The 25,696-nt window shown below is 73.5% G+C and carries 25 protein-coding genes; 13 read left to right on the top strand and 12 right to left on the bottom strand.

The window, feature by feature from the left end; genetic code table 11:
• Positions 1-161: 161 nt before the first annotated feature.
• The gene (rocD, locus tag OVN18_RS05355) at positions 162-1,412 is read right to left on the bottom strand and encodes an ornithine--oxo-acid transaminase (RefSeq protein WP_407666078.1); all 1,251 of its coding nucleotides are present in this window, start codon (positions 1,410-1,412) and stop codon (positions 162-164) included.
• 32 nt (positions 1,413-1,444) lie between these two features.
• Positions 1,445-2,239, bottom strand: coding sequence for a dimethylargininase (ddaH, locus tag OVN18_RS05350; protein WP_267782927.1), 795 nt, complete (start codon positions 2,237-2,239; stop codon positions 1,445-1,447).
• 184 nt (positions 2,240-2,423) lie between these two features.
• Here ddaH and OVN18_RS05345 point away from each other — a divergent pair, with 184 nt between their 5' ends.
• Positions 2,424-2,861 carry an Lrp/AsnC family transcriptional regulator gene (locus tag OVN18_RS05345; protein WP_267738573.1) on the top strand — a complete coding sequence of 146 codons (438 nt, stop codon included), beginning with the start codon at positions 2,424-2,426 and terminating at the stop codon, positions 2,859-2,861.
• A gap of 24 nt (positions 2,862-2,885) precedes the next feature.
• Here OVN18_RS05345 and OVN18_RS05340 read toward each other — a convergent pair whose 3' ends face one another.
• The 3 genes from OVN18_RS05340 to aceA all read right to left on the bottom strand — a co-directional run bounded on the left by OVN18_RS05340 (position 2,886) and on the right by aceA (position 6,530).
• A complete protein-coding gene (locus OVN18_RS05340) occupies positions 2,886-3,260 on the bottom strand; it encodes a hypothetical protein (protein ID WP_267782461.1) in 375 nt (124 codons plus the stop codon).
• 185 nt (positions 3,261-3,445) lie between these two features.
• The gene (gene aceB, locus OVN18_RS05335) at positions 3,446-5,089 is read right to left on the bottom strand and encodes a malate synthase A (protein ID WP_267782459.1); all 1,644 of its coding nucleotides are present in this window, start codon (positions 5,087-5,089) and stop codon (positions 3,446-3,448) included.
• A 100-nt stretch (positions 5,090-5,189) separates the two neighbouring features.
• Positions 5,190-6,530: an isocitrate lyase gene (gene aceA / locus OVN18_RS05330; protein WP_267782457.1), complete on the bottom strand. Its 1,341-nt coding sequence runs from the start codon at positions 6,528-6,530 to the stop codon at positions 5,190-5,192.
• A gap of 175 nt (positions 6,531-6,705) precedes the next feature.
• Here aceA and OVN18_RS05325 point away from each other — a divergent pair, with 175 nt between their 5' ends.
• The 6 genes from OVN18_RS05325 (at position 6,706) to OVN18_RS05300 (ending at position 12,110) form a co-directional block, all read left to right on the top strand.
• A complete protein-coding gene (locus OVN18_RS05325; protein WP_267782455.1) occupies positions 6,706-8,139 on the top strand; it encodes a helix-turn-helix domain-containing protein in 1,434 nt (477 codons plus the stop codon).
• Between the two features lie 231 nt (positions 8,140-8,370).
• A complete protein-coding gene (locus OVN18_RS05320; protein WP_267782454.1) occupies positions 8,371-8,805 on the top strand; it encodes a hypothetical protein in 435 nt (144 codons plus the stop codon).
• A 92-nt stretch (positions 8,806-8,897) separates the two neighbouring features.
• Positions 8,898-9,881, top strand: a complete 984-nt coding sequence (locus OVN18_RS05315; RefSeq protein ID WP_267782453.1) for a hypothetical protein — start codon at positions 8,898-8,900, stop codon at positions 9,879-9,881.
• On the top strand, positions 9,878-10,825 hold the full coding sequence (locus OVN18_RS05310; protein WP_267782451.1) for a hypothetical protein: 948 nt from the start codon (positions 9,878-9,880) through the stop codon (positions 10,823-10,825). Before OVN18_RS05315 ends, OVN18_RS05310 begins: the two co-directional genes overlap by 4 nt.
• Positions 10,822-11,757: a hypothetical protein gene (locus tag OVN18_RS05305; RefSeq protein WP_267782449.1), complete on the top strand. Its 936-nt coding sequence runs from the start codon at positions 10,822-10,824 to the stop codon at positions 11,755-11,757. The genes OVN18_RS05310 and OVN18_RS05305 overlap by 4 nt, the downstream gene beginning before the upstream one ends.
• Complete coding sequence (locus tag OVN18_RS05300; RefSeq protein WP_267739320.1) at positions 11,757-12,110, top strand: GntR family transcriptional regulator; 354 nt, start codon at positions 11,757-11,759, stop codon at positions 12,108-12,110. The genes OVN18_RS05305 and OVN18_RS05300 overlap by 1 nt, the downstream gene beginning before the upstream one ends.
• A gap of 511 nt (positions 12,111-12,621) precedes the next feature.
• On the opposite strand, the gene OVN18_RS05295 is transcribed toward OVN18_RS05300, so the two are convergent.
• On the bottom strand, positions 12,622-16,287 hold the full coding sequence (locus tag OVN18_RS05295) for a bifunctional proline dehydrogenase/L-glutamate gamma-semialdehyde dehydrogenase (protein WP_267782447.1): 3,666 nt from the start codon (positions 16,285-16,287) through the stop codon (positions 12,622-12,624).
• Positions 16,288-16,476: 189 nt separating this feature from the next.
• On the opposite strand from OVN18_RS05295, the gene OVN18_RS05290 reads away from it, so the two are divergent.
• From OVN18_RS05290 to OVN18_RS05275, 4 genes are all read left to right on the top strand, one after another.
• A complete protein-coding gene (locus OVN18_RS05290; protein ID WP_267782926.1) occupies positions 16,477-17,388 on the top strand; it encodes a LysR family transcriptional regulator in 912 nt (303 codons plus the stop codon).
• Between the two features lie 58 nt (positions 17,389-17,446).
• Positions 17,447-18,385, top strand: a complete 939-nt coding sequence (locus OVN18_RS05285; protein WP_267782445.1) for a hypothetical protein — start codon at positions 17,447-17,449, stop codon at positions 18,383-18,385.
• A 152-nt stretch (positions 18,386-18,537) separates the two neighbouring features.
• Entirely contained in the window at positions 18,538-19,242 is a 705-nt protein-coding gene (locus OVN18_RS05280; RefSeq protein WP_267782443.1) for a class I SAM-dependent methyltransferase, read from the top strand.
• A 74-nt stretch (positions 19,243-19,316) separates the two neighbouring features.
• Positions 19,317-20,906 carry a phytoene desaturase family protein gene (locus tag OVN18_RS05275; RefSeq protein WP_267782440.1) on the top strand — a complete coding sequence of 530 codons (1,590 nt, stop codon included), beginning with the start codon at positions 19,317-19,319 and terminating at the stop codon, positions 20,904-20,906.
• 39 nt (positions 20,907-20,945) lie between these two features.
• Here OVN18_RS05275 and OVN18_RS05270 read toward each other — a convergent pair whose 3' ends face one another.
• From OVN18_RS05270 to OVN18_RS05250, 5 genes are all read right to left on the bottom strand, one after another.
• Positions 20,946-21,326: a hypothetical protein gene (locus OVN18_RS05270; protein ID WP_267782438.1), complete on the bottom strand. Its 381-nt coding sequence runs from the start codon at positions 21,324-21,326 to the stop codon at positions 20,946-20,948.
• The gene (locus OVN18_RS05265) at positions 21,323-21,730 is read right to left on the bottom strand and encodes a YidH family protein (RefSeq protein ID WP_267782436.1); all 408 of its coding nucleotides are present in this window, start codon (positions 21,728-21,730) and stop codon (positions 21,323-21,325) included. Before OVN18_RS05265 ends, OVN18_RS05270 begins: the two co-directional genes overlap by 4 nt.
• Before the next feature lie 66 nt (positions 21,731-21,796).
• Positions 21,797-22,339 carry an acyl-CoA thioesterase gene (locus tag OVN18_RS05260; protein ID WP_324287806.1) on the bottom strand — a complete coding sequence of 181 codons (543 nt, stop codon included), beginning with the start codon at positions 22,337-22,339 and terminating at the stop codon, positions 21,797-21,799.
• Positions 22,340-22,471: 132 nt separating this feature from the next.
• On the bottom strand, positions 22,472-23,494 hold the full coding sequence (locus OVN18_RS05255; RefSeq protein WP_267782430.1) for a DNA-3-methyladenine glycosylase family protein: 1,023 nt from the start codon (positions 23,492-23,494) through the stop codon (positions 22,472-22,474).
• Entirely contained in the window at positions 23,491-23,895 is a 405-nt protein-coding gene (locus tag OVN18_RS05250; protein ID WP_267782427.1) for a PPOX class F420-dependent oxidoreductase, read from the bottom strand. Before OVN18_RS05250 ends, OVN18_RS05255 begins: the two co-directional genes overlap by 4 nt.
• Between OVN18_RS05250 and OVN18_RS05245 the strand changes: the two genes are divergently transcribed.
• Positions 23,894-24,061, top strand: a complete 168-nt coding sequence (locus OVN18_RS05245; RefSeq protein WP_267782426.1) for a hypothetical protein — start codon at positions 23,894-23,896, stop codon at positions 24,059-24,061. The two genes, OVN18_RS05250 and OVN18_RS05245, sit on opposite strands and share 2 nt — an antisense overlap.
• On the opposite strand, the gene OVN18_RS05240 is transcribed toward OVN18_RS05245, so the two are convergent.
• Positions 24,062-24,463, bottom strand: a complete 402-nt coding sequence (locus OVN18_RS05240; protein ID WP_267738541.1) for a DUF4190 domain-containing protein — start codon at positions 24,461-24,463, stop codon at positions 24,062-24,064.
• 195 nt (positions 24,464-24,658) lie between these two features.
• On the opposite strand from OVN18_RS05240, the gene OVN18_RS05235 reads away from it, so the two are divergent.
• Positions 24,659-25,684 (top strand): 6-phosphofructokinase, encoded by a 1,026-nt coding sequence (locus OVN18_RS05235; protein ID WP_267782425.1) that lies wholly within the window; start codon positions 24,659-24,661, stop codon positions 25,682-25,684.
• Positions 25,685-25,696 lie beyond the last annotated feature (12 nt).

The following is a 25,696-nucleotide window of genomic DNA, read 5'->3' as shown; positions in this document are numbered from 1 at the left end:
CATGCCAATTCTCATGCGGCTCTCCCGGCGGACTCCCGGCGAGCGGGCGAGCGGGCGTCGCCGGCCGACGCGTCGAGCGCGCCGCTTCGCGCCTTCGCGTCGTGACGCCCCGGCCCGGCCTCGCCCGGCCCAAGCGGGCCCGGCCCGGCGGGATGCTCCGCTCAGCCCGCGCGCATCTCCTCCAGCACGGCCTCGAGCTGGTCGAGCCCGAAGTCGAGGTCGTCGCGCTCCACGACCAGCGGCGGGGCCAGTCGGATCGTCGACCCGTGCGTGTCCTTCGCGAGCACCCCGCGCAGGGCCAGGGCCTCGCACACCTGCCGGCCCGTGCCGAGCGCCGGGTCGATGTCGATGCCGGCCCACAGCCCGATGCCCCGCACGGCGAGCACGCCGTGGCCGACGAATGCCTGGAGCCGGGCGTGCAGGTGCTCGCCGAGCACGCGCGAGCGTTCCTGCATCTCGCCCGTCTCGAGCAGCGTGACGACGGCGTGGCCGACGGCCGCCGCGAGCGGGTTGCCCCCGAAGGTCGAACCGTGCTCGCCGGGGCGGATGACGCCGATGACGTCGCCGCGCCCGATGACCGCGCTCACCGGCACGATGCCGCCGCCGAGCGCCTTGCCGAGGATGTAGAGGTCGGGGATGACGCCGACGTTGTCGCACTGGAAGGTCGCACCCGTGCGGCCGAGGCCCGACTGGATCTCGTCGGCAATCATCAGCACGTCGTTCTCGGCCGTGATGCGGCGCACCGCGGGCAGGAACTCGGGCGGCGGCACGATGATGCCCGCCTCGCCCTGGATGGGCTCGAGCAGCACCGCGACCGTGCTCGGCGTGATGGCGGCCTCGACCGCCGCCGCGTCGCCGTAGGGCACCATGCGGAACCCGGGCGTGAACGGTCCGAAGCCCGCGCGCGACTGCTCGTCGTCGCTGAAGCTCACGATCGTGATCGTGCGGCCGTGGAAGTTGTCGCTCATGACGATGATCTCGGCCTGCCCCTCGGGCACGCCCTTCACGCGGGAGCCCCAGGCGCGCGCGATCTTGATCGCCGTCTCCACGGCCTCGGCGCCCGTGTTCATCGGCAGCACCATGTCGACGCCGGCGAGGCGCGCGAGGGCGTCGGCGAACTGGCCGAGCCGGTCGTTGTGGAAGGCGCGGCTCGTGAGCGTCACCTTCTCGAGCTGGTCGCGCGCCGCGGCGATCAGGGCGGGATGCCCGTGGCCGAAGTTGACCGCCGAGTACGCAGCCAGGCAGTCGAGATACCGGCGCCCGGCGACGTCGGTGACCCAGGCGCCCTCGGCGCGCTCCACCACCACGGGCAGGGGGTGGTAGTTGTGGGCGAGACGACGATCCTCGAGCGCGATGGCGGCCCGCGCCGCGTCATCGGTGTGGATGCCCGCGGCCCCGGCAGCGGCATCCATCGCGGCCATCATGTCGGCGTGCGCGGCATCGGTCATCGCCGCAGCTCCAGGGTGCAGCACTTGACGCCGCCGCCGCCGAGCAGCAGCTCGCTGAGGTCGACGCCGATCGGGTTGTAGCCGCGCTCGCGCAGCTGGCGCTCGAAGTCCTTCGCGCGGGAGGCGATGACGATGTTGTAGCCGTCGCTGTAGGAGTTGAGGCCGAGCACCGCGGCGTCCTCCTCGGTGGCGAGGATGGCGTCGGGGAAGCGCTCGCGCAGGATCGCCAACGAGGGCTCGTCGAAGGCGCTCTCGAGGTAGGCGATGTTCTGCCGACCGCCGGGGATGGGCTCGGGGTCGAGCACGGCGATCGCGGTGTCGAGGTGGTAGAACGACGGATTGATGAGGTTCAGGGTGAGCACCTCGCGGCCGAAGACCTCGGTGAGCTCGCGGTGGCTGCCCGAGTCGCTGCGGAACCCGGTGCCGGCGAGGATGACGTCGCCGACGAGCAGGAAGTCGCCCTCGCCCTCGTTCGTCTCGACCGGGTCGGCGACGCGGAAGCCGTTCGCGCCGAACCACTCCATGTACGCGGGGCCCTCGGGCTGGCGCTCGGGGTAGGTGAACTTGGCGCCGTAGGCGATGCCGTCGAGGGTGAAGCCGCCGTTGGCCGCGTAGACCATGTCGGGCAGGCCCGCGATCGGGTCGATGAGCTCGACGGTGAAGCCCAGGTCGACGTAGATGTCGTGGAGGCGCTGCCACTGCTGCACGGCGAGGCTCGTATCGGTGGGGTTCTCGGGATGCATCCACGGGTTGATGCGGTAGCTCACCGTGAAGTGGTCGGGACGGCACATGAGCACGGTGCGCGTCGTGGGCGTGCGCTCGCTCGTCTCGGGGTGGATCTCGGTCGCGGTGGTCGTGCTGATGGAGGTCACGCCCCCAGTCTCACACGCATCCATTCGGCGGTGTCGGCTGTTGCGCGCACCGATTCCGCGTCGGGATGCCCGCTCGCGCTCGAACGTGGCGTAGCCTCCCGCCATGGACGCCATCGACTACCGCATCATCGACCAGCTGCGCCAGAACGCGCGCACCGGGTACGGCGACATCGGCGACGTCGTCGGCCTGTCGGCCTCTGCCGTGAAGCGCCGCGTCGACAAGCTCGTGGCCGACGGCACCATCCGCTCGTTCACCGTGCAGGTCGACCCCGCGGTCGACGGCATGGCGGTCGAGGCGTACGTCGAGCTGTTCTGCCGCGGCACGGTCGCCCCCGACGAGCTGCGGCGCATCCTCTCGGCCGTGCCCGAGGTCGTCGACGCCGGCACCGTCACGGGCGACGCCGACGCCATCGTGCACCTGCGCTCGCGCGATATCCCCGCCCTCGAGGACGCGCTCGAGCGCGTGCGCATCGCGCCCAACGTCGACCACACGCGCAGCGCGATCGTGCTGACGCGGCTGATCCACCGGCACTACGACTGAGGGGCGTCCGGCCGCGGCTCGGGATCAGCCGAACGGCGACGGCGGGAGGATCCAGAACGAGTAGTGCAGGGACGCAGCGCCGAGCAGGCCGACGACCAGGGCCGCGACGACGACGACCACCAGCACGACCGCGCGCGTCCGGCCGTGCAGCAGGTGGTTGGCGATCCACCCGACGACGGCGAGCACGCCGACGGAGATCACGGTGATGAGCGCGATGCGATCGCGGTCGACCGGGAAGCACGGCGTCGGACTGGGTATCGCCAGCGCGCACACCTCCGGGCCGGGCGCGACGGCGAGCACGATCGCGATGAGCGCCGCCGCGAGCCCCAGCAGGGCCACGTCGACGAGGAGATGCCCGACCCGCCTCGTGGAGGGCTGCTCGACCGTAGTCATGCTCATGTTCCGACGGTAGATCGGCGGATCGGGCCCGTCAAGGTGCCGAGTTGCGGTCTCGGGGCCGGGTTGCGGGTTCGGGAGGCGCAACTCGGCAGGAACGCGCAACTCGGCGCCGCCTGGCTCGGTGCAGGGCGACGCCGCGCGGCACGAGGGGGACGGACCCTGCCGCCCGTCCCCCTCGGCGACGCTCAGGCGGCGGCGGTCTGCTCCACCCGCTCCGGGATGCCCTCCGGCCGCTCCACCAGGTACCGCGTGTACGCGGGCACCGTCAGGAAGGTGGGGAACTCATCCTGCAGCGCGACGGTGCGGAAGACCTCCTCCGCCTCGAGCAGGCGGTGGCCCTCCGGCTGCGGCAGCTCGGCCACGACCTCGCGGAGCAGCCGCTCGACGAGGCTGCGGGTGATCGGCTCGCCCTCGACGGTGACGGTGTCCTGGTGCATCCACTGCCACAGCTGGCTGCGGCTGATCTCGGCCGTCGCCGCGTCCTCCATGAGCCCGTCGATCGCGGCCGCGCCGATGCCCCTCAGCCACGAGTCGAGGTAGCGCACGGTGATCGAGATGTTGGCGCGCACGCCGGCGAGGGTGACCTCGCCGCCCGCCGAGCGGATGTCGAGCAGGTCGCGGGCCGTCACGTGCACGTCGTCGCGCTGCTTCTCGAGCTGGTTCGGGCGCTCGCCGAGCACGGCGTCGAACTCGGCGCGCGCGGTGGGGATGAGGTCGGGATGCGCGACCCATGAGCCGTCGAACCCGTCGGCGGCCTCGCGGCGCTTATCGGCGGCCACGCGCTCGAGCGCCCGCGAGGTCGCCTCGGGGTCGCGCCGATTGGGGATGAACGCGCTCATGCCGCCGATGGCATGCGCACCGCGCCGGTGGCAGGTCTTGACGAGCAGCTCGGTGTAGGCGCGCATGAAGGGCAGCGTCATGAGGATGCGGTCGCGGTCGGGCAGCACGAACCACTGGCCGCGGCCGCGGTAGTTCTTGATGATCGAGAACACGTAGTCCCAGCGGCCGGCGTTGAGGCCGGCGCAGTGGTCGCGCAGCTCGTAGAGGATCTCGTCCATCTCGAAGGCCGCCGGGAAGGTCTCGATGAGCACCGTCGCGCGGATGGTGCCGTGGTCGAGCCCGAGGGTCTGCTCGGTGAAGGTGAAGATCTCGTCCCAGAGACGGGCCTCGCGGTGGCTCTCGAGCTTGGGCAGGTAGAAGTACGGCCCGCGGCCGCGGGCGACGAGCTCACGGGCGTTGTGGAAGACGTAGAGGCCGAAGTCGACGAGGCTAGCGCTCGCGGCGAGGCGCAGGCCCGCGCGGTCGACATGCTCGATGTGCTTCTCGACGAGGTGCCAGCCGCGGGGCCGCATCACGATCGTCGGGGTGCGCTCGGCGGTGACCCGGTACTGCTTGCCCTCGGGCGAGGTGTACTCGAGCTGGTCGCGGATGGCGTCGTACAGACTCAGCTGCCCCTCGACGATGTTCGCCCACGTGGGGCTCGTGGCGTCCTCCAGGTCGGCGAGCCAGACGTTCGCTCCCGAGTTGAGGGCGTTGATCGTCATCTTCGGATCGGTCGGGCCGGTGATCTCGATGCGGCGGTCCTCGAGTCCGGGGCCGGCGCCGGCGACCCGCCAGTCGGCATCCTCTCGAATTGATGCCGTCTCGGGCATGAACGCGAGATCGCGGCCGTTGCCGAGGTCGTAGCGGCGGCGCATGCGGTCGGCCAGGCGATCGTGCCGGGCTCCCGCGAAGCGGTGGTGCAGCTCGGCGACGAAGGCCAGCGCCTCGGGGCTGAGGATGGTGTCGTACCGGGGCCGCAGGGGCCCGGTGATGGTGAGCGTGGTCATGAGGGTCTCGTCTCTGTACTGATCGAACGAAGCGGTGAGGGGATGCCCGGCGCGGGTCGCGCGCCGGGTTCCGTGCTGCCGGGCAGAGTGCCGCCCGGGCCTAGTGGAACTGCGCCGACTCGGTCGAGCCGACGAGCGCGAGCGTGGAGCTCGCCGGGTTGAGCGCCGTCGCGATGCGGTCGAAGTAGCCGGTGCCGACCTCGCGCTGGTGCTTGGTGGCCGTGTAGCCGCTCGCCTCGGAGGCGAACTCGGCCTCCTGCAGCTCGACGTAGGCGCTCATCTGGCGCTCCTTGTAGCCGCGCGCGAGCTCGAACATCGAGTGGTTGAGCGAGTGGAACCCGGCGAGGGTGATGAACTGGAACGCGTAGCCCATCGCCCCGAGCTCGTTCTGGAACTTCGCGATGGTGTCGTCGTCGAGGTGCCGCTTCCAGTTGAAGGAGGGCGAGCAGTTGTAGGCGAGCTTCTTGCCGGGGAACTCCTTGTGGATGCTCTCGGCGAAGGTGCGCGCGAGCTCGAGGTCGGGCTCGCTCGACTCGACCCACAGCAGGTCGGCGTACGGGGCGTAGGCGTGGCCGCGGGCGAGCACGGTGTCGATGCCCGGCGTCGTGCGGAAGAAGCCCTCCTCGGTGCGGTCGCCCGTGAGGAACCGGCGGTCGCGCTCGTCGATGTCGCTCGTGACGAGGTCGGCGGCGAGCGAGTCGGTGCGCGCGACGATGATGCTCGGCACCCCGGCGACGTCGGCCGCGAGGCGCGCGGCGTTGAGGGTGCGGATGTGCTGCTGCGTGGGCACGAGCACCTTGCCGCCCATGTGGCCGCACTTCTTCTCGCTGGCGAGCTGGTCCTCCCAGTGCACGCCGGCGGCTCCGGCCTCGATCATGGCGGTCATCAGCTCGTAGGCGTTGAGGGGGCCGCCGAAGCCGGCCTCGGCATCCGCGACGATGGGGGCGAGCCAGTCGATGCGGGCATCCTGCGCCATCGCCTCGGCGCCCTCGCTCGTGGCGATCTGGTCGGCCCGCAGCAGCGCGTTGTTGATGCGCTTGACGACGGCGGGCACCGAATTCGCGGGGTAGAGGCTCTGGTCGGGGTAGGTGTGGCCCGAGAGGTTGGCGTCGGCGGCGACCTGCCAGCCGGAGAGGTAGATGGCCTTCAGGCCCGCGCGCACCTGCTGCACGGCCTGGTTGCCGGTGAGGGCGCCGAGCGCGTTGACGTAGGGCTCGTCGTGGATGAGGCTCCACAGGTTCTCGGCGCCGCGACGGGCGAGCGTGTGGTCGACGCGCACCGACCCGCGCAGGGCGACGACGTCCTCGGCGGAGTAGTCGCGCTGCACGCCGGCCCAGCGGGCCTCGGTCTTCCAGGCCGTCTCGAGCTCGGCGGCCGTCTGGGTCTCGTCTCCGGTCCGGGGGGCGGGGGTGCGGGGGGCGTCGGTGCGGTCGGTGCTCATGGTGTTCTCCTCCGTGGGGCGGGTGGGTCGTGATGACCACCCTCCGCGAAGAAGCACGCCCCCCAGCCAGAAAAATGGACTGAAATATCCCGCTATTTCTCTTCCGCCGAAAGGCGGGCGGTGGGATGCTCGGCGCATGGTTCCCGATGGCGCGCCCACCGCACAGGCTGAAGACATGCTCGACGCCCTCACCCTCGGCCGCCGCGTGCGCACCCTGCGCGGCGAGGCCGGCCTGACCCTCGCGGCCCTCGCCGAGGCGATCGGCATCGCGCCCTCCCACCTCTCGGTGCTGGAGAACGGCAAGCGCGAGGCGCGGCTCAGCGAGCTGCAATCCCTCGCCCGCGCCCTCGGCGTGAGCCTGGATCGGCTGCTCAGCGCGGAAGCCCCGACGGGTCGCGCGGCGCTCGAGATCGCGTGGGAGCGGGCGCAGGCCGGATCGCTGTTCGCGAGTCTGGGCATCCCGCCGCTGCCGAGCCGCAAGAGTCTCGGCGACGAGGCCCTGCGCACCCTGCTCGCGCTGCACGGGGAGCTCGAGCGCGTGCATCTCGAGCGCGCGGCGACGCCCGAGGAGGCGCGGCGGGCCAACGCCGAGCTGCGCGGCGAGATGCGGGCGCGCGGCAACTACTTCGGCGAGCTCGAGACCCAGGCGGCCGAGCTGCTGCGCGCGGTCGGGCACGAGGGCGGGCCGCTCTCGCAGCGGCTGGCCGCCGAGCTCGCCACGCACCTCGGCTTCACGCTGCACCACGTGAGCGACCTGCCGCCCTCGGCCCGCTCGATCACCGACCTCGAGCACGGCCGCATCTACCTGCCGGCGCAGCATCCCCCCGGGCGCGACCCGCGCACGACCCTGCTGCAGGCGCTCGCCGGCCACGTTCTGCAGCGGCCCGAGCCGCGCTCGTACGCCGAGTTCCTCACCCAGCGGGTCGAGTCGAACTACCTCGCGGCCGCGCTGCTCGTGCCCGAGGCCGACGCGGTCGGGTTCCTGCAGGAGGCCAAGGCGGCCCGCTCCCTCGCGGTGGAGGATCTGCGCGACCGCTTCGCCGTCTCGTACGAGACCGCCGCCCACCGCTTCACGAACCTCGCCACCGAGCACCTCGGCATCCCCGTGCACTTCCTCAAGGTCTCGGCCGCGGGCGTGCTCTCGAAGGCCTACGAGAACGACGCCGTGCGGTTCCCGACCGACGCCCTCGGCGCGGTCGAGGGGCAGACGGTGTGCCGCCGCTGGTCGGCTCGGCGCGTGTTCGACGAGCCCGACCGCTTCAGCCCGTACCACCAGTACACCGACAAGCCGACCGGCACCTACTGGTGCACCTCGCGCATCGAATCGGGATCGGCGGGCGACTTCTCGATCTCGGTGGGCACGCCCTTCGCGCACGTGAAGTGGTTCCGCGGGCGCGAGACCCCGCGGCGGGGCACCTCGACCTGCCCCGACCCCTCCTGCTGCCAGGATGCTCCGCCGGAGCTCGCCGCCCGCTGGGCCGCGAGCGCCCGCCCGCAGGCGCGCATCCACTCGTCGCTGCTGGCGGCGCTGCCCCGCGAGAGCTTCCCCGGCGTGGATCGCACCGAGGTGTACGCGTTCCTCGAGCGGCACGCGCCGGCTGCGGGGTAGGGGGGCGCGGGCTCGTCGGCGCCTCGCGCTCGGCGACCGGCGGTGGGCGACTCGCAACGGCGAGTTGCGCGTTCGCGCCGAGTTCAGCGTTCGGAGGGCTCACCTCGGCGTCGAGACCGCAACTCGGCACCCGCTGCGGGCCGGAAGACGCAGCGAGGTCGGTCCTTCCGGGCCGGGGGCGCGGTCCTCGCGGCCGAGGACGGACGGGATGCCGGCGGGCTGAATGGACTCATGACCGCTTCCCGCACCTCCGCCCTCCTGCTCCTCTCCGCGCTCACGGCCGTCAGCCTCGTCGGCTGCGCTATCGGCGATGCCCTCCAGAACGAGAAGGCCTCCGAGTTCCCGACGGCGGCCGACGTCGTCGAGCGCTGGGAGAAGTCCGCCCCGTGGCTGCCCGACGACGCGACCGATGTCCTCACCCGCGAGGCGCCCGGCGCCGACCCGGCCGTGCTGCTCGCGACCAGCTCGGCCCCGCTCGACACCGAGCAGTGCGTCGAGGTCGAGCGCTTCTCCGCCCCGGCCTACTCGGTCGAGGGCGCGCCCGACCCCTTCGTCGACACGGTCTTCGCGTGCGGCGACTGGGCCGTGATCCCGGCGGACGGCGGCTGGTACGGATGGACGCCCAACCACCCCGACGAGAAGGCGGCCTCCGAGCAGATCGGCTGAGTCGGGCGCGCGGCCCGCGCGGAGCATCCCTCGACAGCAACGGTTTGTATTGCTACATTGGTACAAAAGGCAGACAAAAGGGGGATGCTCTCATGACCTGGTCGACGCTCATCGTCATAGCGCTCACGCTGCTCATCGTGGCCGCGTTCACCGCGACCCGCTCGGCGGTGGCCGCCAGCGCGGAGCGGCTCGCGCGCCGCGTCAACCTGCGTCTCGACGACGCCGTGCGCCCGCAGGTGGAGCTCTTCGAGCGGCGGCGGCAGCTCGGCAGTGGCGTCGGCGCGGCGTTCGGCGCGGCCGCGGCACTGCTGCTGGTGCCGGAGGACAGCGGCATCGTCGCGTTCCTCGTGATGATCGGCCTCTTCGGCGGGGTGACCGTCGGGGTTGCGCTCGCCGCACTGGGGCACCTGCGAGGCGCGAGGTCGGCGACGAGTACCTCTCCGGTGCCGGTCGCCTCGGCAGGCCGCCTCTCCCCCGTCGACGTCGATGACCTGGTGCCCCGCGGCGAGCGCTACGGCCTGCGGTACACGGCCGTCGGCGCCGCGGCAGTCACCCTCACCGCCCTCGCCGTTCTGCTCCCGGCCGGCGGGCTCGTGCCGGAGGCGGGGCCGACCATCATCGCCTCCCTCGCGCTGCTCGCCATCGGCATCGCGGCGGTCGTCGGCTGGGAGCTCGTCGCCCGCCGCATCGCCCGCACCCGCCCGGTCTCGGGCGACGTGCAGGCCCTCGCCTGGAGCGATGCGCTGCGCTCGCTGACCCTGCGCGACATGGTCGCGTTCCCGCTGGCGACCTGCATGTACGGCCCGCTCACCCTGCTGCTGGCCACGAACATCGGCGCCCTCGACTCGATGACGCGATCACTCGTCGGCGTCGCGCTGAGCGGCATCGTGATCGTCGCGGCGATCGTCGCGGCGACGCTCGCGATCGTGCAGGCGAACCCGACCTCCGGTCGCAGCCCCGCGCAGCACTACCAGCGCCGGCTCTGGCCCGAGATCGCCGTGCGGCCGCCGGGCACCGCGCCTGCCGCGACGAGCACCGCGGAGCCGGCGGCGGGCGCGGGCGGGGCATCCCGATGAGCGCGGGCCCGATCGCGATCGGGCTCCTCGCTCCCGCGATCGTGGTGATCGTGGCGTTGAGCTGGCGGATGACGCGCTCCCGAGGATGGCAGGAGCGCGAGCTCATGAAGCTCGCCCAGCGCCGAAACCTCGCCGTTCCCGATCACCTCGAGGAGGAGCTGATGCGGCACATCGTGCGCCGCCGTCGGGCATGGATGCTCGGCTACGGCGCGGGATACCTGCTGGTCTTCGTACCCGCGGCGCTGCTGCTCCCCCGCGCGGGTTCCGACCTCGGCCCCCTCATGCTCGTGCTCGCCTTCGCGGTCGGCACGGTGGTCACGACGGCGGTCACGCTCGTCGACCGCCGCCGGACGGTCTTCGGCGAGGCGCGGGTGGCCCGTCTCGACGGGCCGGCCATCGACGACCTCATCGCGCCCGCCACGGTCCGCCTGGTGGGTATCGCGATCGCCGCCGCGATCGCCGCCGCGGCCGTGGTCGTCGTGATGTCCCGAAGCGCCGACTCCGCCGCGACGGTCGGGTTCTTCCCGCCCCTGATCGCGACGCTCGCCGTGGTCGCCGTGGCAGCGCTCGTGACCTGGCGCCTCACCGCACGGCACGTGGCCGCCCAGCGCCCGATCTCGGGGGATGCCACGACGCTCGCCTGGAGCGATGCCCTGCGCGCCGAGAGCATCGGCGACATGCTCCTCGTCCCCACCATGAGCGCGGCGCTCGCTCTGCAACTCGCCGTCCCGACGATCGCCGCACTCCTCGCGCCCCAGCAGCTGGAGGCCTTCAACTCCGGCAACCTCGTGGGCGGGGCGATCGCGATCAGCCTCATCATCGCGACGGCCGCCCAGACGACGGGCGGCCCGGGTGCGCGCCATTACCAGCGGCGGCTGTGGCCCGAGCTCGCAGCGGCGACGACGTCCGGGCCCGCTCCCGACCCGGCGGAGGGTCGCGCATGAGCGACTACCCCTACGCCGTGCCCATCTGGCCGTTCGCGGCGATCGGAATGGTCAGCGGATTCGGCTTCCTGGTGTGGATGAGCATCCCCGCCGCTCGCGCGCGGTACGCCCGGCGCATCGCCCGCGAGCAGGGTCTCGAGCTCGACGACCTGGGTGGTCGCGTCGTCGGGCCCTACTACGTGCGGCGCCTGCGGCTGAGCGCGCTCGGCTTCATCGTCGTCTGCGGCACGGTGCTCGCGATCGCCGCCCTCGGTCTGCCGCTGCCGTTCCAGGGCACCGAGTTCTGGGTGGCCGGCGCATGGGCGGTCATCCCGCTCGTCACGGTCGGCGGCGGCATCGGCGTGATGGCCAGCGGCCTGCGCTGGCCGCGCACCTCCTCCGGCACGACAGCACTCGGTCGCCTGACGCTGCCGACGCGCGCCGACGTCGTCGCCCCGTGGGAGGAGCGGCTGCAGCTCGCCGCGGTGACGGTCGGCGTCGCACTTCCGGTGATCGTGCTGACCGCGGGACTCGGCGATGGCCGCGCAGAACCCATCGCCGCTCTGGTGCTCGGAGCCCTCGGTGTGCTCGCGACGGTCGGCTGGCGCGCCGCCTCCGACCGGGTGCTGCGGCGCCGACCGATCAGCGGCGACCTGCGCTCGCTCGCCTGGTCGGACGCCCTGCGCAGCGATGCGATCCGGTTCGGGATGCCCGTTCCGGCGGCCCTCGCAGCGAGCGCCTACGCCCTCAGTCTCGGCAGCATCGCCGCCGCTCTCGAGTCGAGCGGAAATCGCTTCGGTGGCGTGCTGCTGTCGTTCGGCGTCGCCGTGATCGCGATCGGCCTCGCGGGTGTCACAATCGGTCAACTGGCCACCGGAGCATCCCGCCGTTGGCACCGGCTGCGGCCCGCGAACCCCGCCGGCCCCGCGCTCTCGGAAGGAGGCCCCGCGTGATCATCACCGTCGATCCGACGTCGGGAACGCCGCCGTACGAGCAGCTGCGCGTGCAGGTGCGCGACGCCGTGACCGCCGGCTCGCTCGCGGCCGGGGCGAAGCTGCCGACGGTGCGCGCCCTCGCCGAGGAGCTCGGCCTCGCCGTCAACACCGTCGCCCGCGCCTACCGCGAGCTCGAGGCCGACGGCGTCATCGAGACCCGCGGACGCAACGGCACCTTCATCGCCCAGCACGGCGACCCCACCCAGCAGCAGGCGCAGGATGCCGCACGCCAGTTCGCCGACCGGGTGCGCCGTCTGGGCCTGCCCGAGGACGCGGCGCTCGCCCTCGTCCGGGCAGCGCTGCGCACCTGAGCCGCGCCTCCCTCCGCCCTGCAGCACCGCTCCGCCGACGCCCGCGCCGCGCGCCCACCCGGTCGACCGGGGTACGCCGGGAGGGACAGAACGCGCGTGCGCGACGGGCGCGGCGGGGAGGACAGACCGGGCGTGGTTCGTCCGCCGAGGAAGACAGACCGAGCGTGGGTCCATTCGGGATGGGGACAGACCGGGCGTGGGCCCGCCGAGGAGGGGGACAGAACGTCCGTACCCCTGCCGCCGAGGCGGCGGATCTCGCCGCATGGATCCCGGGAACCATCGAGCGCTGCAGGGTGCGGGCACGTCGTCGGAGCACCTTCCACAACTGCGGATCGGGTGAATCGGATTCGGCCGTTCCGCGGTTGTGGAAGGGCAGCGGGTCGGCGGTTCGCACCCCGGAGGGTGAGGACGAGCTCGTGCCCGAGCTCGAGCCCGAGCCCGAGCGTGGGCGCGTGCGCGGGCGCCGGCCCGGCCCGGAGCCGCTCAACCGAGCCGCTCCGCGCGACCCTCCCTACAGCGGCAGCTCCCCCAGCGCTGGGAACGGGTTGCCGAAGCGGTGGGCGGTGAGCGCCACGGCCTGCTCGCGCAGGAACGGCAGCAGCTCCACGCGGCCGGCCGCGGTCACTGGGCCCGCGTAGATCGCCACGTCAGGGTCGCCGGCGAGGGCGGCGTGCAGCTCGCGCGCGACGACGGCACCGAGGCGGGCATCCGGCGATGACGACACGAAGGGCGCGACCGCGCCGTCCGCGCCGACGATGCGGATGCGGGCCGGCCGCCGCTCGAGCACGCGGGCGGTGAAGGCGGCGTCCGTCTCGATGACGACGGCCGTCGCGGCGCGGTCGACCGCGAAGGGGTCGTCGGAGGCGACCGACTCGAGCAGGGCCACGAGCGGGGCGGCGAGCGGGATGGCCGAGCTGACCGAGACGGGGGCTCCCGCGCGGGCGGCGGCGGCGAGCAGACGCACGAGACCCGCCATCGGGGCGCCCTCGGCGAGGCGCAACTGCACCTCGGTCGGGCGGTAGCGCAGCACGTTGCGCTCCACGCCGAGCGCGCTGATGTCGCGGGCGAGGCCGAACTCGTCCTGCCAGGCCTTCTCGTCGCTCAGCGCTCCGGCGCGAGCGGCGTCGAAGCCGGCGAAGTCGAGGCCCGGCTGCGCCGCCTGCAGCAGGCGCTGCACGCGGGGCGAGAGGTGGCGCAGGCTGAGGTTCTTCTTCGGCTCGCGCGCGATCGGCTGCCACGAGCCGAAGCCCATGACGTACGAGGGGCCGCCGGCCTTCGTCGAGCCGCCGACGCTCGAGCGCTTCCAGCCGCCGAAGGGCTGCCGGCGCACGATCGCGCCCGTGATGCCGCGGTTGACGTAGAGGTTGCCGGCCTCGACCTCGTCGAGCCACTGCGCGACCTCGTCGCGGTCGAGCGAGTGCAGGCCCGCGGTGAGGCCGAAGCTCGTCGCGTTCTGCAGGTCGAGCGCCTCATCGAGGTCGCGGGCGCGCATGATGCCGAGCACTGGGCCGAAGTACTCGGTCGTGTGGAACTCGCTGCCCTCGCGCACGCCGAGACGCACCCCCGGGCTCCAGAGCCGGCCCTCGTCGTCGAGACGGCGCGGCTCGACGAGCCACTCCTCGCCCTCGCCGAGCGTCGTGAGCGCGCGCAGCAGCTTGCCCTGCGCGGGCTCGACGAGCGGGCCCACGATCGTGGTCGGGTCGGTCGCCCAGCCCACCTTCATGGTGCTCACCGCATCCACCAGCTGGCGGCGGAACCGCGCGCTGTCGGCCACCGAGCCGACCAGGATGGCGAGGGATGCGGCCGAGCACTTCTGGCCCGCGTGCCCGAAGGCCGACTTCGCGATGTCGGCCACGGCGAGGTCGTAGTCGGCCGAGGGCGTCACGACGATCGCGTTCTTGCCGCTCGTCTCGGCGAGGATCGGCAGGTCGGAGCGCCAGGAGCGGAACAGCGCCGCCGTCTCGAAGGCTCCCGTCAGCACCACGCGGTCGACCGCGGGGTGGGCGATGAGCGCTCGGCCCAGCTCGTTCTCGGGCACGTCGACGAAGCGCAGCACCTCGCGCGGAACCCCGGCCTCCCACAGCGCCTCGACCAGGACGGCCGCGCAGCGCTTCACCTGCGGCGCGGGCTTGATGATGACGGCGCTGCCCGCGGCGAGCGCCGCGAGCACGCTGCCGGCGGGGATGGCGACGGGGAAGTTCCAGGGCGGGGCCACCACCGTCAGGCGCGCCGGCACGAAGCGGGCGTCGTCGATGCGCGCGAGGTCGCGGGCGCTCTCGGCGTAGTAGTGGGCGAAGTCGATCGCCTCGCTGATCTCGGGATCGCCCTCGGCGAGGGTCTTGCCCGCCTCGGCGACCATCACCTCGAGCAGCTCGGCCCGATGCGCGGCGAGCGCCCGGCCGGCGGCGTGCAGCACGGCGGCCCGGTCCTCGGCCGACCGGACGCTCCAGCCGGAGGCCGCGGCGCGGGCGTCGGCGACGATGCGCTCGAGCGAGCCCGCGTCCGCGACGGCGGCGCGCGCCACCGCCTCGGCGCCGAGCGGCGACGGCTGCCCGGCATGCGCCGCGGCGGCGGCGAGCACGGCGCGACCCCACTGCCGGTTGGCCGGCAGGGCGGGGTCGGTGTCGGGCTCGTTGTCGAAGGCCTCGCGCACGCCCGACAGCGCACCCGGGTCGCTCAGGCGAGCGGCGGCGGGGAGCGCGCGGGGGGCATCCCGCTCGGTCAGACGGTTCTGCACGCGGTGCGGGGCGGGGGCCGCGGGGGCGACGGCGAGGTCGGCGAGCGCGGCGCGGAACCGGCCCTCCTCGCGGGCGAAGATGCGGGCGTCGCCCGAGAGCTCGAAGACGCCGGAGAGGAAGTTCTCGGTGCTCGCGTTCTCCTCCAGGCGGCGGATGAGGTAGCTGATGGCCGACTCGAAGTCCTCGGGATGCACGACCGGCGTGTAGAGCAGCAGGTGCCCGACCGTGCGGCGCACCGCGTCGGCCTGCGCCGAGGCCATGCCGAGCAGCATCTCGAACTCGACCCGGTCGGCGACGCCGCGGGAGGTCGCGAGCAGGTGCGCCCACGCGATGTCGAAGAGGTTGTGGCCGGCGACGCCGATGCGCACGGCATCCACCCGATCGGGGCTCAGCGCGTACTCGATGACGCGCTTGTAGTTCGCGTCGCTCGCCTGCTTGCTCGGCAGCACGGCCACCGGCCAGTGGTGCAGGGCGGCGTCGACGCGCTCCATGGCGAGGTTGGCGCCCTTGACGACGCGCACCTTGATGCCCGCGCCGCCCTCGGCGCGACGCTGCTGCGCCCAGGCGGTGAGCCGCTCGAGCGCGGGCAACGCCTCGGGCAGGTACGCCTGCAGCACGATGCCGGCCTCGTAGTTCTTGAGGCTCGGCCGGGCGAGCAGCTTCTCGAAGACCGCGATGGTGAGGTCGAGGTCGCGGAACTCCTCCATGTCGAGGTTGAGGAAGGTCGGCGAGACTCCGAGCGCGGCGGTGTCGTAGAGCGGCGCGAGGCGGGCGACGACCCGGTCGACGGTCTCATCGAACGACCACATCGACAGCTGGCTGACGATCGCCGAGACCTTGACCGAGACGTAGTCGACGTCGTCGCGGCGCACGAGCTCGGTGATGCCCTCGAGGCGGCGGTCGGCCTCCGCGTCGCCCAGCACGGCCTCGCCGAGCAGGTTGATGTTGAGCTTGTCGCCCTGATCGCGCAGTCCCGCGAGCGTGCCGCCGAGCTTCGAGGGGGTCGCGTCGACGATGAGATGGCCGACCATGCCGCGCAGCACGCGCCTCGCGATCGGGATGATGGGCCGCGGCAGCAGGGGCGCGAAACCGCCGCCGAGCGCGATGAGCCCGCGCAGCGGCGCGGGGAGGAAGCGCGGGATGCTCCTGCTCAGTTCTTCCAGGTTGCGCCCCGCGACGCGCAGGTCGTCGGGCCGGGCCACCCGGTCGACGAAGCCGATCGCGAAGTCGAGCCCCCGAGGATCCTGCAGCAGCCCCGCGAGCCGCGCCGCTCCCGCGTCGGGCTTGACGCCCTCGGTCTGCGCGAGCCAGTCGCGCACGAGCTGCACGGCGGCATCGGCGACCGCGTCGGAGGTGGCGTCGGGGTTCGCGCCGGGGGCCGCTGCATCGACCGAAGCCGGAATGCTCGTGGCACCCGTTCGGGGGGTGGTCTCGCTCATGGTCATCAGACTGCCAGCCTTCGCCGCTCGTCGCCGCGCCGCGCGCGACCGCGCCCGACATCCACAGTGTGCGCTCGCGCGGGTCGTCGGCGGAAGCGATGAATACTGCACGGTATTGTTCGGATGGATCGAACGGTTGCGACGGCGGCACCGGCCCCCGACGCCGCCCTCCGTGACGAAGGGATGCCCGTGCTCGACCTGCGCCGCCTCAGCCTGCTGCGCGAGGTGCAGCGCCGCGGCACCCTGCACGCCGTCGCCCGCGCGCTCTCCTACAGCCCCTCGACGATCTCCCAGCAGCTCTCCCTGCTCGAGCAGGAGGCGGGAACTCCGCTGCTCGAGCGCGCCGGCCGCCGCGTGCAGCTCACGCCGGAGGGCGCCCTGCTGGTCGAGGGTGCCGCCCGCCTGCTCGACGAGATGGAGGCGCTCGAGAGCCGGCTCGCCGCGAGCTCCTCGACCGTCGGCGGCACGGTGCGGCTCGCGGTGTTCCAGTCGGCGGCCCTCGGCATCGTGCCGCGCGCGCTCAGCCTGCTCGCCGAGCACCACCCGCAGCTGCGCGTCGAGATCACCCAGCGCGAGCCCGAGAGCGCCCTCGACGAGGTCTGGGCGCGCGAGTTCGACCTCGTCATCGCCGAGGAGTACCCGGCGCACGCCGCTCCGCGGCGGGCGGAGCTCGACCGGGTGCCCCTGCTGCGGGATGCGCTGCGGCTGGGCGTGCCGGCGCGGTCCGGCGCTGACGGGATGCCCTTGCCGAGCATCCCGTCGATCGCCGACGCCGCCGGCGCCGCCTGGGTCATGGAGCCCCGCGGCACCGCCTCGCGCCACTGGGCCGAGCAGCAGTGCCGGCTCGCCGGCTTCGAGCCCGACGTGCGGTTCGAGACGGCCGACCTGCAGGCGCACATCCGGCTCGTCGAGGCCGGGCACGCCGTCGCGCTGCTGCCCGACCTCGTGTGGGGCGGGGCGGAGCCGCGGGTGCCGCTGCTCGCGCTGGAGGGCGACCCGCAGCGCACGGTGTTCACGGCCGCGCGGGCGACCTCGGCGGCGCGCCCGGCGATCGTCGCGGTGCGGGCGATCCTCGCGGAGGCGGTCGACTTCGCGGGGTGAGTCCATTCCCGGAACACGACTTCGGCACGAGCGCGCTTCGCGTCGGTAGAGTCCCCGCATGACGATCCCCGACCGATCCTCGCCTCTCGCCCTCTGGATCGCGCTCGGCGCGGGAGGTGCAGTGCTGGGGCTGCTGCCCTGGCTGTCGACCGGCGGGCAGCTTCTTCTGCAGAACCTCGGTGACGCGCAGCTCGCCGGACCGCTGCCGTTCGTGCTGCTGCCGTTCAACCAGTACTTCCTCTTCTCGATCGTCGCCCTGCTGGTCGTGGGCCCCGCGATCACGGGGCTGGTCTCGCGAGCGCTCGCTCCCCGCCGACCGCGCTTCGGCACCCTGGCGATGGCCGCCGCGATGGTGCTCGTGCAGGTCGTCGCGATCGTGCAGTCGGCGGCCGCGACGGCGAGCGTGCTCGAGACCTCGACCCGGGCATCCCTCTATCTCGGCCTGCTCATCGCCGTCAGCGTCGTCGGGATGCTCGTGGGCATGCTGGTGCTGCTGCTCGTCGCGAGGGCCCCGGTTCCCGGCGCCACCATGGCGCTCGCGCTCGCGGCGATCGTGGCGTCCACGTGGGTGGGAACGGGATTGCGGGAGCTGCTGATCGCGGGCCCCGAGGGGATCGCACTCGTTCTGCCGTTCATGCTGCGATGGATGCCCGCCGTGCTCGTCGGGTGCGCGATCGCCTGGTGCGGCTTCCGCACGCCGGGGCGGATCGCCGCCGCCGTCGTCAGCCTCGCCGCCCTCTGGATCGGACCGGCCTTCATCACCGCGGTGTCGTCTGCCGCCGGCACGCGCGTGCTGCTCTCCCGCCCGGCGGAGATGGCGGAGTACGGCATCGGAATCTTCGGGATGGCGCTCACGATTCCCGAGATCGCCGCGCCGTCGCTCATCGTCGCCGCCGTCATCGGCGTCGTCGGGGCGGTGATCCTCGCGCGGGTGCGCCCCACCCTCGCCGCGTCGTCGAGACGTCAGGACTCGGAGTCGACGCTCACCTCGGCCTAAGGGCATCCTCCTCGCCGCCGCTCGGATGAATGCAGGCCAGCCGACGGACGTCTTCGTGAGCACTGCTTGACTCCCATCCCCTACCCTCGACGGGAAGAAGCGCCACCCCGCCCGATCTCGCCGACTCGAGGTCGCCGATCAGAGGAACGCCGATGAAGCCGGACCAGTACGACGATTTCGCCCGCACCTACGATGCGGAGAACACCTCCAGCCTGCTGAACGCCTACTACGAGCGGCCCGCGATGCTCGAGCTCGCGGGGGATGTCCGCGGGCTGCGCGTGCTCGACGCCGGCTGCGGCTCCGGCCCGCTGACCGCCGAGCTGCTGGCCCGCGGTGCCGAGGTGACCGGCATCGACGGCAGCCCCGCGATGATCGAGCTCGCCCGCGAGCGGCTGGGCGACGGGGTGCCGCTGCACGTCGGTGACCTCGCGGCGCCGCTGCCCTTCGCCGACGACGCCTTCGACGTCGTCACGGCCTCCCTCGTGCTGCACTACCTCGAGGACTGGAGCGCGCCCCTCGCCGAGCTCCGCCGCGTGCTCACCCCGGGCGGCCGGCTGCTCGTCTCCGTCAACCACCCCTTCGTGCGCACGGTGAACTTCCCCGAAGAGGACTACTTCGCCACGCGCCAGTACTCGGAGGACCTCGAGTTCGACGGCGTGCCCGCCGTTCTCACCATGTGGCACCGCCCCCTCAGCGCGATGACCCGATCGTTCGTCGAGGCCGGGTTCCACGTGCTCGCCGTCGACGAGCCGGCGCCCTCGCCCGAGACCCCGAGCGAGCTGATGCCCCCGCGGATCGCGAGCGGCGAGCGCACGGCGTTCGTGTGCTTCCTGTTCTTCACCCTCGAGGCGGCCTGACCTCTCGTCGGGCGGCACCCCCGACGTAGGCTGGCGAGGCGGCGACGCCCGCCGCACTCGAGGAGGAGCATCCCGTGACCGAACGGCGCGACGTCGTCATCATCGGCGGCGGCCACAACGGCCTCGCCGCGGCCGCCTACCTCGCGAAGGCGGGGCTCGACGTCGAGGTGCTCGAGCGGCTCGACGTGCTGGGCGGGGCCGCGGTCTCGGCGCAGGCGTTCCCGGGGGTGGATGCCCGGCTCAGCCGCTACTCGTACCTGGTCAGCCTGCTGCCGCAGAAGGTCATCGACGACCTCGGTCTCTCGATCGCGCTGGCCCCGCGTCGCTACAGCTCGTACACGCCGAACCCGCACGGAGCCGGCGGCCTGCTCGTCGACGACCACGACCCGGCGGCGACGGCCGCGAGCTTCGCCTCGCTCGGCGCGGCCGCCGACGCCGAGGCCTGGCAGCGCTTCTACGCGGGCACCGGGCGGCTCGCCCGCGCGCTGTTCCCGACGGTGACCGACCCGCTGCTGACCCGCGCCGAGGCGCGCGCGGCCGTCGGCGACGACGCCCTGTGGGATGCCCTCATCGAGCGCCCCGTCGGCACCACGATCGCCGAGACCTTCGCCGACGACCTCGTGCGCGGCGTCGTCTACACCGACGCGCTCATCGGCACCTTCGCCCCCAACGACGACGCCTCGCTGCTCGCCAACCGCTGCTTCCTCTACCACGTGATCGGCGGCGGAACGGGGGCCTGGAACGTGCCCGTCGGCGGCATGGGCGCCGTGAGCGGCGAGCTCGCGCGGGCCGCCCGGCTCGCCGGGGCGCGGCTCACGACCGGCGCTGAGGTCGTCGCGCTCGACGGGGATCGGGTGGTCACCGTCAGGGAGGCCGGCGGCGAGCGCCGCATCGCCGCCGACCAGGTGCTGGTGAACTGCTCGCCGGCCGAGCTGGCCCGACTGCTGGCCACCGGCTCGGGCGACGACGGCGGCCTCGGCGCAGCATCCCCCGCCGCCGAAGGCGCCCAGGTCAAGGTGAACCTGCTGCTCAGCCGGCTGCCCCGCCTGAAGGATGCCGCGCTCGCCCCCGAGGCGGCCTTCGGCGGCACTTTCCACATCAACGAGACCTTCCGCCAGCTGCAGGCCGCCTACGACGAGGCCGCCGCGGGCCGGGTGCCGGATCCGTTGCCGGCCGAGATCTACTGCCACTCGCTGACCGACCCGAGCATCCTCGGCCCCGAATTGCGGGCGAGCGGAGCCCAGACGCTCACCGTCTTCGCCCTGCACGCCCCCGACCGGCTCGTCACCGAGGCCACGAACGACGCCATGCGCCAGACCCTGCAGGCGGCGGTGCTCTCCTCGCTCGACTCGGTGCTCGCCGAGCCCGTGGAGTCGCTGCTGCTGAGCGACGCGAACGGCGATCCCTGCATCGAGACGAAGACCACCCGCGACCTCGAGCACGCGCTGCGCCTGCCCGGGGGCAGCATCTTCCACGGCGACCTGTCGTGGCCGTGGCTCGAGGACGACGCGCCCACCGGCACGCCGGCCGAGCGCTGGGGCGTGGGCACGGGGCTCGCGGGCATCCACTTCTGCGGATCGGGCGCGCAGCGCGGGGGCGCCGTCAGCGCGATCGGCGGCCACAACGCGGCGATGGCCGTGCTCGAGGAGCGCGCCGGGCTCTAGCGGCTGCCCCGCCGAGAGCGACGGACGCGCGACCGTTCCCTACCCGCCGGCGAGCGCGGCGATCGCGAGCATGATGCCGACGACCGCGCTCAGCGCGAGCACCACGGCCGCCCGCACGATCACCGGCCAGGGGTCGCGGCGATCCGCCGTGGAGCGGTGCACCCGCGGCGTCGTCGCCCCGACGATCAGGCCGACGAGGGCGAGCACGGTCGCTGCGATGCCGACGGCCGGCTCACCCAGGCGCACCGCGGTGACGGCGGCGAAGAGGGCGACGAGCGCGGCGGTCGCCGAGGTGCGCTGCCAGGCGAGGCTCGTGCGATCGACGGGGGCGCGGCCGACGCGGGGCCGACCCGCCGGCGCGGCACCGGCACCGGCACCGGCCCCGGCCGACGGCTCGCCCGCGGTCGCGCCGTCGGTCACGGCACCGCCTGCAACGCCTCGAACCCCGAGAACACGGCGAGGAACAGCGCGACCGCGACCACTCCGCCGACGAGCCACGGCAAGGCGGAGGGCGAGGGCAGCGGCTCGCGGCGACGCAGCGCTCGCTCGACCCGGCGCCACGAGACGAGCGCCCAGACGGCGAGCACGCCGCCGCCGAGGCTCGCGAGCCCGGCGATCGCGATGATGACGACGGGCAGGTCGCCGAAGCTCGCGAGGGTCGCCAGCGCGATACCGCCGGCGACGAGCGCCATTCCCGTGCGGATCCAGCTCAGGGCGGTGCGCTCGTTGGCGAGCGAGGCCTGCACCTCGGGCTCCTCCCCGACCCCGTAGACGGAGCGGGGGCGGCGGGCGGGGTCGGCGGGGGCGGACACGGCGTCGGGCATGCGGCAAACGCTAGCGGGGCATCCCGCTCGCGGCCAGACGCTCGGCGGCGGGGGTTCAGGCGGCGATCAGTTCCAGACGCTCGGGGTCGGCTCGCGGCGCGGCGGCAGGGCGGTGTCGGCGCTCCACTGGGCGAGCCAGTCGGGCAGCGGGTGGTCGTCGGGGTCGAGCCCGAAGAGCTCGGCGAGCTCGGGGATGGGCACGCTGCCGCCCGACTTCTTGAGGAACCGCGCCTTGACGATCGCGCGCGCGCAGATCTCGCCGTCGCGCACGAAGCGCTGCTCGACGTAGCCGGCGACGTCGTCGAGGCCGACGATGCGGCTCTCGACGACGAAGCGCTGCCACGGCTCGAGCGAGCGGCGGTAGGTGATGGTCGAGCTCACGACGACCGGGTAGTAGCCGCGGCGGCGCAGCGCCGGCCAGACGCCCGAGCGGGCCATGAGGTCGATGCGGCCGAGATCCATGATCGACAGGTACACGCCGTTGTTCATGTGGTTGAGCACGTCGAGGTCGGTGGGCAGCACGCGGAAGGCGGTGCGGGCGACGTCGGTGGGCGCGAGGCGCTCCCGGAAGCGGGCGCGGATGCTGAGCAGCAGCAGGCGGAAGAGCATGTTCACCCGCGTGACGCTACGCCCCTGCACGGGCGCGGGCCGACCGGCTGTGGCAGCCCCACAGCGCGGGCCGGGCATCCCGCCCCCGCGACCGGCGGGATCGCACGACCGCCGCCCGGTCGTGACGCCGATTCAGTGCGCTCGGTGGTCCTGGATGGTCATCTTCGGTCCGCGGCGCTCCTCGGCGACGCCGCTCGCGGTGATGAGCCGCACGACCCGCTGACGGTGCCCGGCGAAGGGCGCCATGAGGCGCAGCATGTCGGCGTCGTCGCCGCGCTCGCCCGTGAACCAGTGGCAGACGACGTGCGCCAGGTGGTAGTCGCCCACGCTGATCGCGTCGGCGTCGCCGTGGGCGCGCTGGGTGATCTCGGCGGCCGTCCACTCCCCCACTCCCGGGATGGAGCACAGCGCCCGCGCGACCGCCTCACCTCCGCGGCCGAGGGCGAGCGTGCGCTCGAGCGCGGGAGCGACGGCCGCCATGCGCCGGATGGTGCGCATGCGCTGCGGGCCGACCCCCGCGCGATGCCAATCGTGATCCGGGATGCTGCGCCACCGTTCGGCGTCGGGCAGCACCCGCATCCCCTCGGGAGCGGGGCCGGGCGGCACCTCGCCGTGCTGCCGGATGAGCCCGCGCCACGCCCGCCGGGCCTCCACGCCCGTGACCTTCTGCTCGAGCACGGCCGCGACCGCCGACTCGAGCACGATGCCCGTGCGCAGCAGCCGCAGGCCGCGGCGGCGCCGGCGCACCGCGGCGAGCGCGGATGCCGCCGGCCCCGCCGGGCCGTCGGGCTCGTCGGCGAGCCGGCCGAGCAGCCCGTCGAACTCGGCCCAGTCGTCGCCCTGCCCGAGCAGCTCGCCGGCCTGGGCCGCGCTCCACGCCGCCCCCGGGCCCCACGCCCGCACCCGCACGCACGACGAGTCCTGCGTCGACTCCTCGACGGTGAGCCGCAGGGTCGCGGGCCCCTCGGGCGTGCGCTGCGTGCGCCACAGCTCGCCCCACGGCCCGCCGTCGAGCGGGCGCTGCAGGGTCGGGTCGCCCCCGCCGCGGCGCAGCGGGAACAGCGTGCCGACGAGGTCGGCGGGCCCGTCGAGCCGCACCTCGGTCTCGGCGTCGGGCGTCGCCGCACGCGGGTCGGCGGGAGGCGGGGGCGTCACGGCTCCATGATGCGCAGCACCACCGACTCGGAGCGGCTGCGGCCGCGCAGCCTGCTCATCGCGCGGATGGCCTTGTAGGCGGCGCCGTACTTCTTGGCGAAGAGCGCGTCGAGCCGCACCCGGGCCGCATCGCTGTCATCGACGACGGCCCGGCCCTCGATGACCGGGGCTCCGGCGGTCGGGTTCCCGGCGCGATCGCAGGCCTGCAGGGTGACCCGCGAGGTGTGCCGGATGCGCTTCGTCTTGCCGGCGGACGCCGCGGTCGTGACGATGAGCTCGTCCCCGTCGCGTCCGACCCACACCGCGGTCGGCACGTCGACGCCGGATCGGCGGGTCGTCGTCAGCAGCACGTAGGTCTCATCGCCGAGGGCGAGCAGCGGGGAGGGCGCGGAGGTGCTCATGCCGAGAAAACTAGGGGCGACGGCTGAGCGCGCGGTGCGCGGCCCCCGGCTGCAGGATGCCCGGCTCGGGCCCCCGGGAGCGCGCGGCGAGCATCCCGCCCCGCCGACGGGAACGGGGCGGCCGGATGCTCGCGCATCCGACCGCCCCGTCATGGTGACGCGGTGACTACGGGCAGGTGATGCTCTCGCCCGTGGTGGTGGGGTAGGTGCCCGGCTCGAGGCCCTGGCAGGCCTGTTCGATCGCGCCGCCGACCAGCGCGGCCCCGCCCACGACGAGGACGATGGCCGCGATCACGCCGAGCACCATGAAGACGATCGACAGGATGATGGCCCACTTCGCGAAGCCGTTGGAGTACCCGGCCGCCTTCGACTTGTTGCGCGCGATGATGCCCGTGATGAGGCCGGCGAGGGAGAAGAGGAACGCCAGCACGAGGGCGACGATGCCGAGCACGCGACCCGGGTCCTCACCGGTCGAGGGCGAGCCCGCGGGGCCGGTGGCGCCGTTCATGCCGTAGGCGGCGGGCTGCTGGTTGTAGGCGGGCTGGGCGGGAGGGGGTGCGTCGGTCATGGCGGGGCTCCTGGTGGTCGGAATTCGGTCGGACGAGCAGGAGTGCTGCATCCCGCCCGGGATGACTGTATCGGCGACGCTTCCTCATGGCCACGGGGAGCGCTGCCCATCGCACAGTCCGCCCCCAGGATCGATCGGGGGCGAACGACTCCCGCTCGTTTCGCGGCAGCGCCCCGCACGCACTTAGATAGGGCTATGCGCATTGGAATGCTGACGTCGGGCGGCGACGCCCCCGGTCTGAACGCCGTCATCCGCGGAGCCGTGCTGACGGGCGAGACCGTGCACGGCCACGAGTTCCTCGGCTTCAAGGACGGCTGGAGGGGCCTCGTCGAGAACGACACCATGCCCCTCGGCCGGCACGAGGTGAAGGGCGTCAGCAAGCAGGGCGGCACCATCCTCGGCACGAGCCGTACCAACCCCTTCGAGGGCCGCGGCGGCGTCGACCGCATCAACGAGGTGATGACCGAGAACGGTCTCGACGCCATCATCGCGATCGGCGGCGAGGGCACCCTCGCGGCCGCCAAGCGCCTCACCGACGAGGGCGTGCGCATCGTCGGGGTTCCGAAGACCGTCGACAACGACCTCGACGCCACCGACTACACCTTCGGCTTCGACACCGCCGTCGGCATCGCCACCGAGGCCATGGACCGCCTGCGCACCACGGGCGACGCCCACAACCGCTGCATGGTGGCCGAGGTCATGGGCCGCCACGTCGGCTGGATCGCCCTGCACTCGGGCATGGCCGCCGGCGCCCACGCCATCCTCATCCCCGAGCAGCGCACGAGCCTCGACCAGCTCGTGGAGTGGGTCACGAGCGCCTACGACCGCGGTCGCGCGCCGCTCGTCGTCGTCGCCGAGGGCTTCACGCTCGACTCGATGGACGACCCGCACTCCGAGCGCGGCCTCGACGCCTTCGGCCGCCCCCGTCTCGGCGGCATCGGCGAGCAGATCGCCCCGCTCATCGAGCACCGCACCGGCATCGAGACCCGCGCGACCACGCTCGGCCACATCCAGCGCGGCGGCACGCCGAGCGCCTTCGACCGCGTGCTGGCCACGCGCCTCGGCATGGCCGCCGTGCGCAGCGTCAACGACGGCCACTGGGGCCAGATGGTCGCGCTCAAGGGCACCGAGATCGTGCACGTGCCCTTCGAGAACGCCCTCGGAAAGCTCAAGACGGTGCCGCAGGATCGCTACGACGAGGCCGCCCTGCTCTTCGGCTGAGCCGCCGCCGGC

Origin of the sequence: Microcella daejeonensis (genome assembly GCF_026625045.1) — a bacterium.
In the GTDB taxonomy this organism is placed as follows: Bacteria; Actinomycetota; Actinomycetes; order Actinomycetales; family Microbacteriaceae; genus Microcella; species Microcella daejeonensis.
Note: the sequence above shows the minus strand (reverse complement) of the source record. Positions and strands in the feature narration are given on the sequence as shown.

Bases quoted from the DNA above. Each gene is read 5' to 3' on its own strand.
- OVN18_RS05320 (WP_267782454.1), top strand. From the start codon at position 8,371: ATGACCGCTTCCCGCACCTCCGCCCTCCTGCTCCTCTCCGCGCTCACG.
- OVN18_RS05315 (WP_267782453.1), top strand. From the start codon at position 8,898: ATGACCTGGTCGACGCTCATCGTCATAGCGCTCACGCTGCTCATCGTG.
- OVN18_RS05305 (WP_267782449.1), top strand. From the start codon at position 10,822: ATGAGCGACTACCCCTACGCCGTGCCCATCTGGCCGTTCGCGGCGATC.
- OVN18_RS05325 (WP_267782455.1), top strand. From the start codon at position 6,706: ATGCTCGACGCCCTCACCCTCGGCCGCCGCGTGCGCACCCTGCGCGGC.
- OVN18_RS05240 (WP_267738541.1), bottom strand. From the start codon at position 24,463: ATGACCGACGCACCCCCTCCCGCCCAGCCCGCCTACAACCAGCAGCCC.
- OVN18_RS05340 (WP_267782461.1), bottom strand. From the start codon at position 3,260: ATGAGCATGACTACGGTCGAGCAGCCCTCCACGAGGCGGGTCGGGCAT.
- OVN18_RS05260 (WP_324287806.1), bottom strand. From the start codon at position 22,339: ATGCTCTTCCGCCTGCTGCTGCTCAGCATCCGCGCCCGCTTCCGGGAG.
- OVN18_RS05250 (WP_267782427.1), bottom strand. From the start codon at position 23,895: ATGAGCACCTCCGCGCCCTCCCCGCTGCTCGCCCTCGGCGATGAGACC.
- OVN18_RS05235 (WP_267782425.1), top strand. From the start codon at position 24,659: ATGCGCATTGGAATGCTGACGTCGGGCGGCGACGCCCCCGGTCTGAAC.
- OVN18_RS05295 (WP_267782447.1), bottom strand. From the start codon at position 16,287: ATGAGCGAGACCACCCCCCGAACGGGTGCCACGAGCATTCCGGCTTCG.
- aceB (WP_267782459.1), bottom strand. From the start codon at position 5,089: ATGACCACGCTCACCATCACCGGGCCCCTGCGGCCCCGGTACGACACC.
- OVN18_RS05245 (WP_267782426.1), top strand. From the start codon at position 23,894: ATGCCGAGAAAACTAGGGGCGACGGCTGAGCGCGCGGTGCGCGGCCCC.
- OVN18_RS05265 (WP_267782436.1), bottom strand. From the start codon at position 21,730: ATGCCCGACGCCGTGTCCGCCCCCGCCGACCCCGCCCGCCGCCCCCGC.
- aceA (WP_267782457.1), bottom strand. From the start codon at position 6,530: ATGAGCACCGACCGCACCGACGCCCCCCGCACCCCCGCCCCCCGGACC.
- OVN18_RS05345 (WP_267738573.1), top strand. From the start codon at position 2,424: ATGGACGCCATCGACTACCGCATCATCGACCAGCTGCGCCAGAACGCG.
- OVN18_RS05280 (WP_267782443.1), top strand. From the start codon at position 18,538: ATGAAGCCGGACCAGTACGACGATTTCGCCCGCACCTACGATGCGGAG.
- OVN18_RS05310 (WP_267782451.1), top strand. From the start codon at position 9,878: ATGAGCGCGGGCCCGATCGCGATCGGGCTCCTCGCTCCCGCGATCGTG.
- ddaH (WP_267782927.1), bottom strand. From the start codon at position 2,239: ATGTGCCGTCCCGACCACTTCACGGTGAGCTACCGCATCAACCCGTGG.
- rocD (WP_407666078.1), bottom strand. From the start codon at position 1,412: ATGGATGCCGCTGCCGGGGCCGCGGGCATCCACACCGATGACGCGGCG.
- OVN18_RS05285 (WP_267782445.1), top strand. From the start codon at position 17,447: ATGACGATCCCCGACCGATCCTCGCCTCTCGCCCTCTGGATCGCGCTC.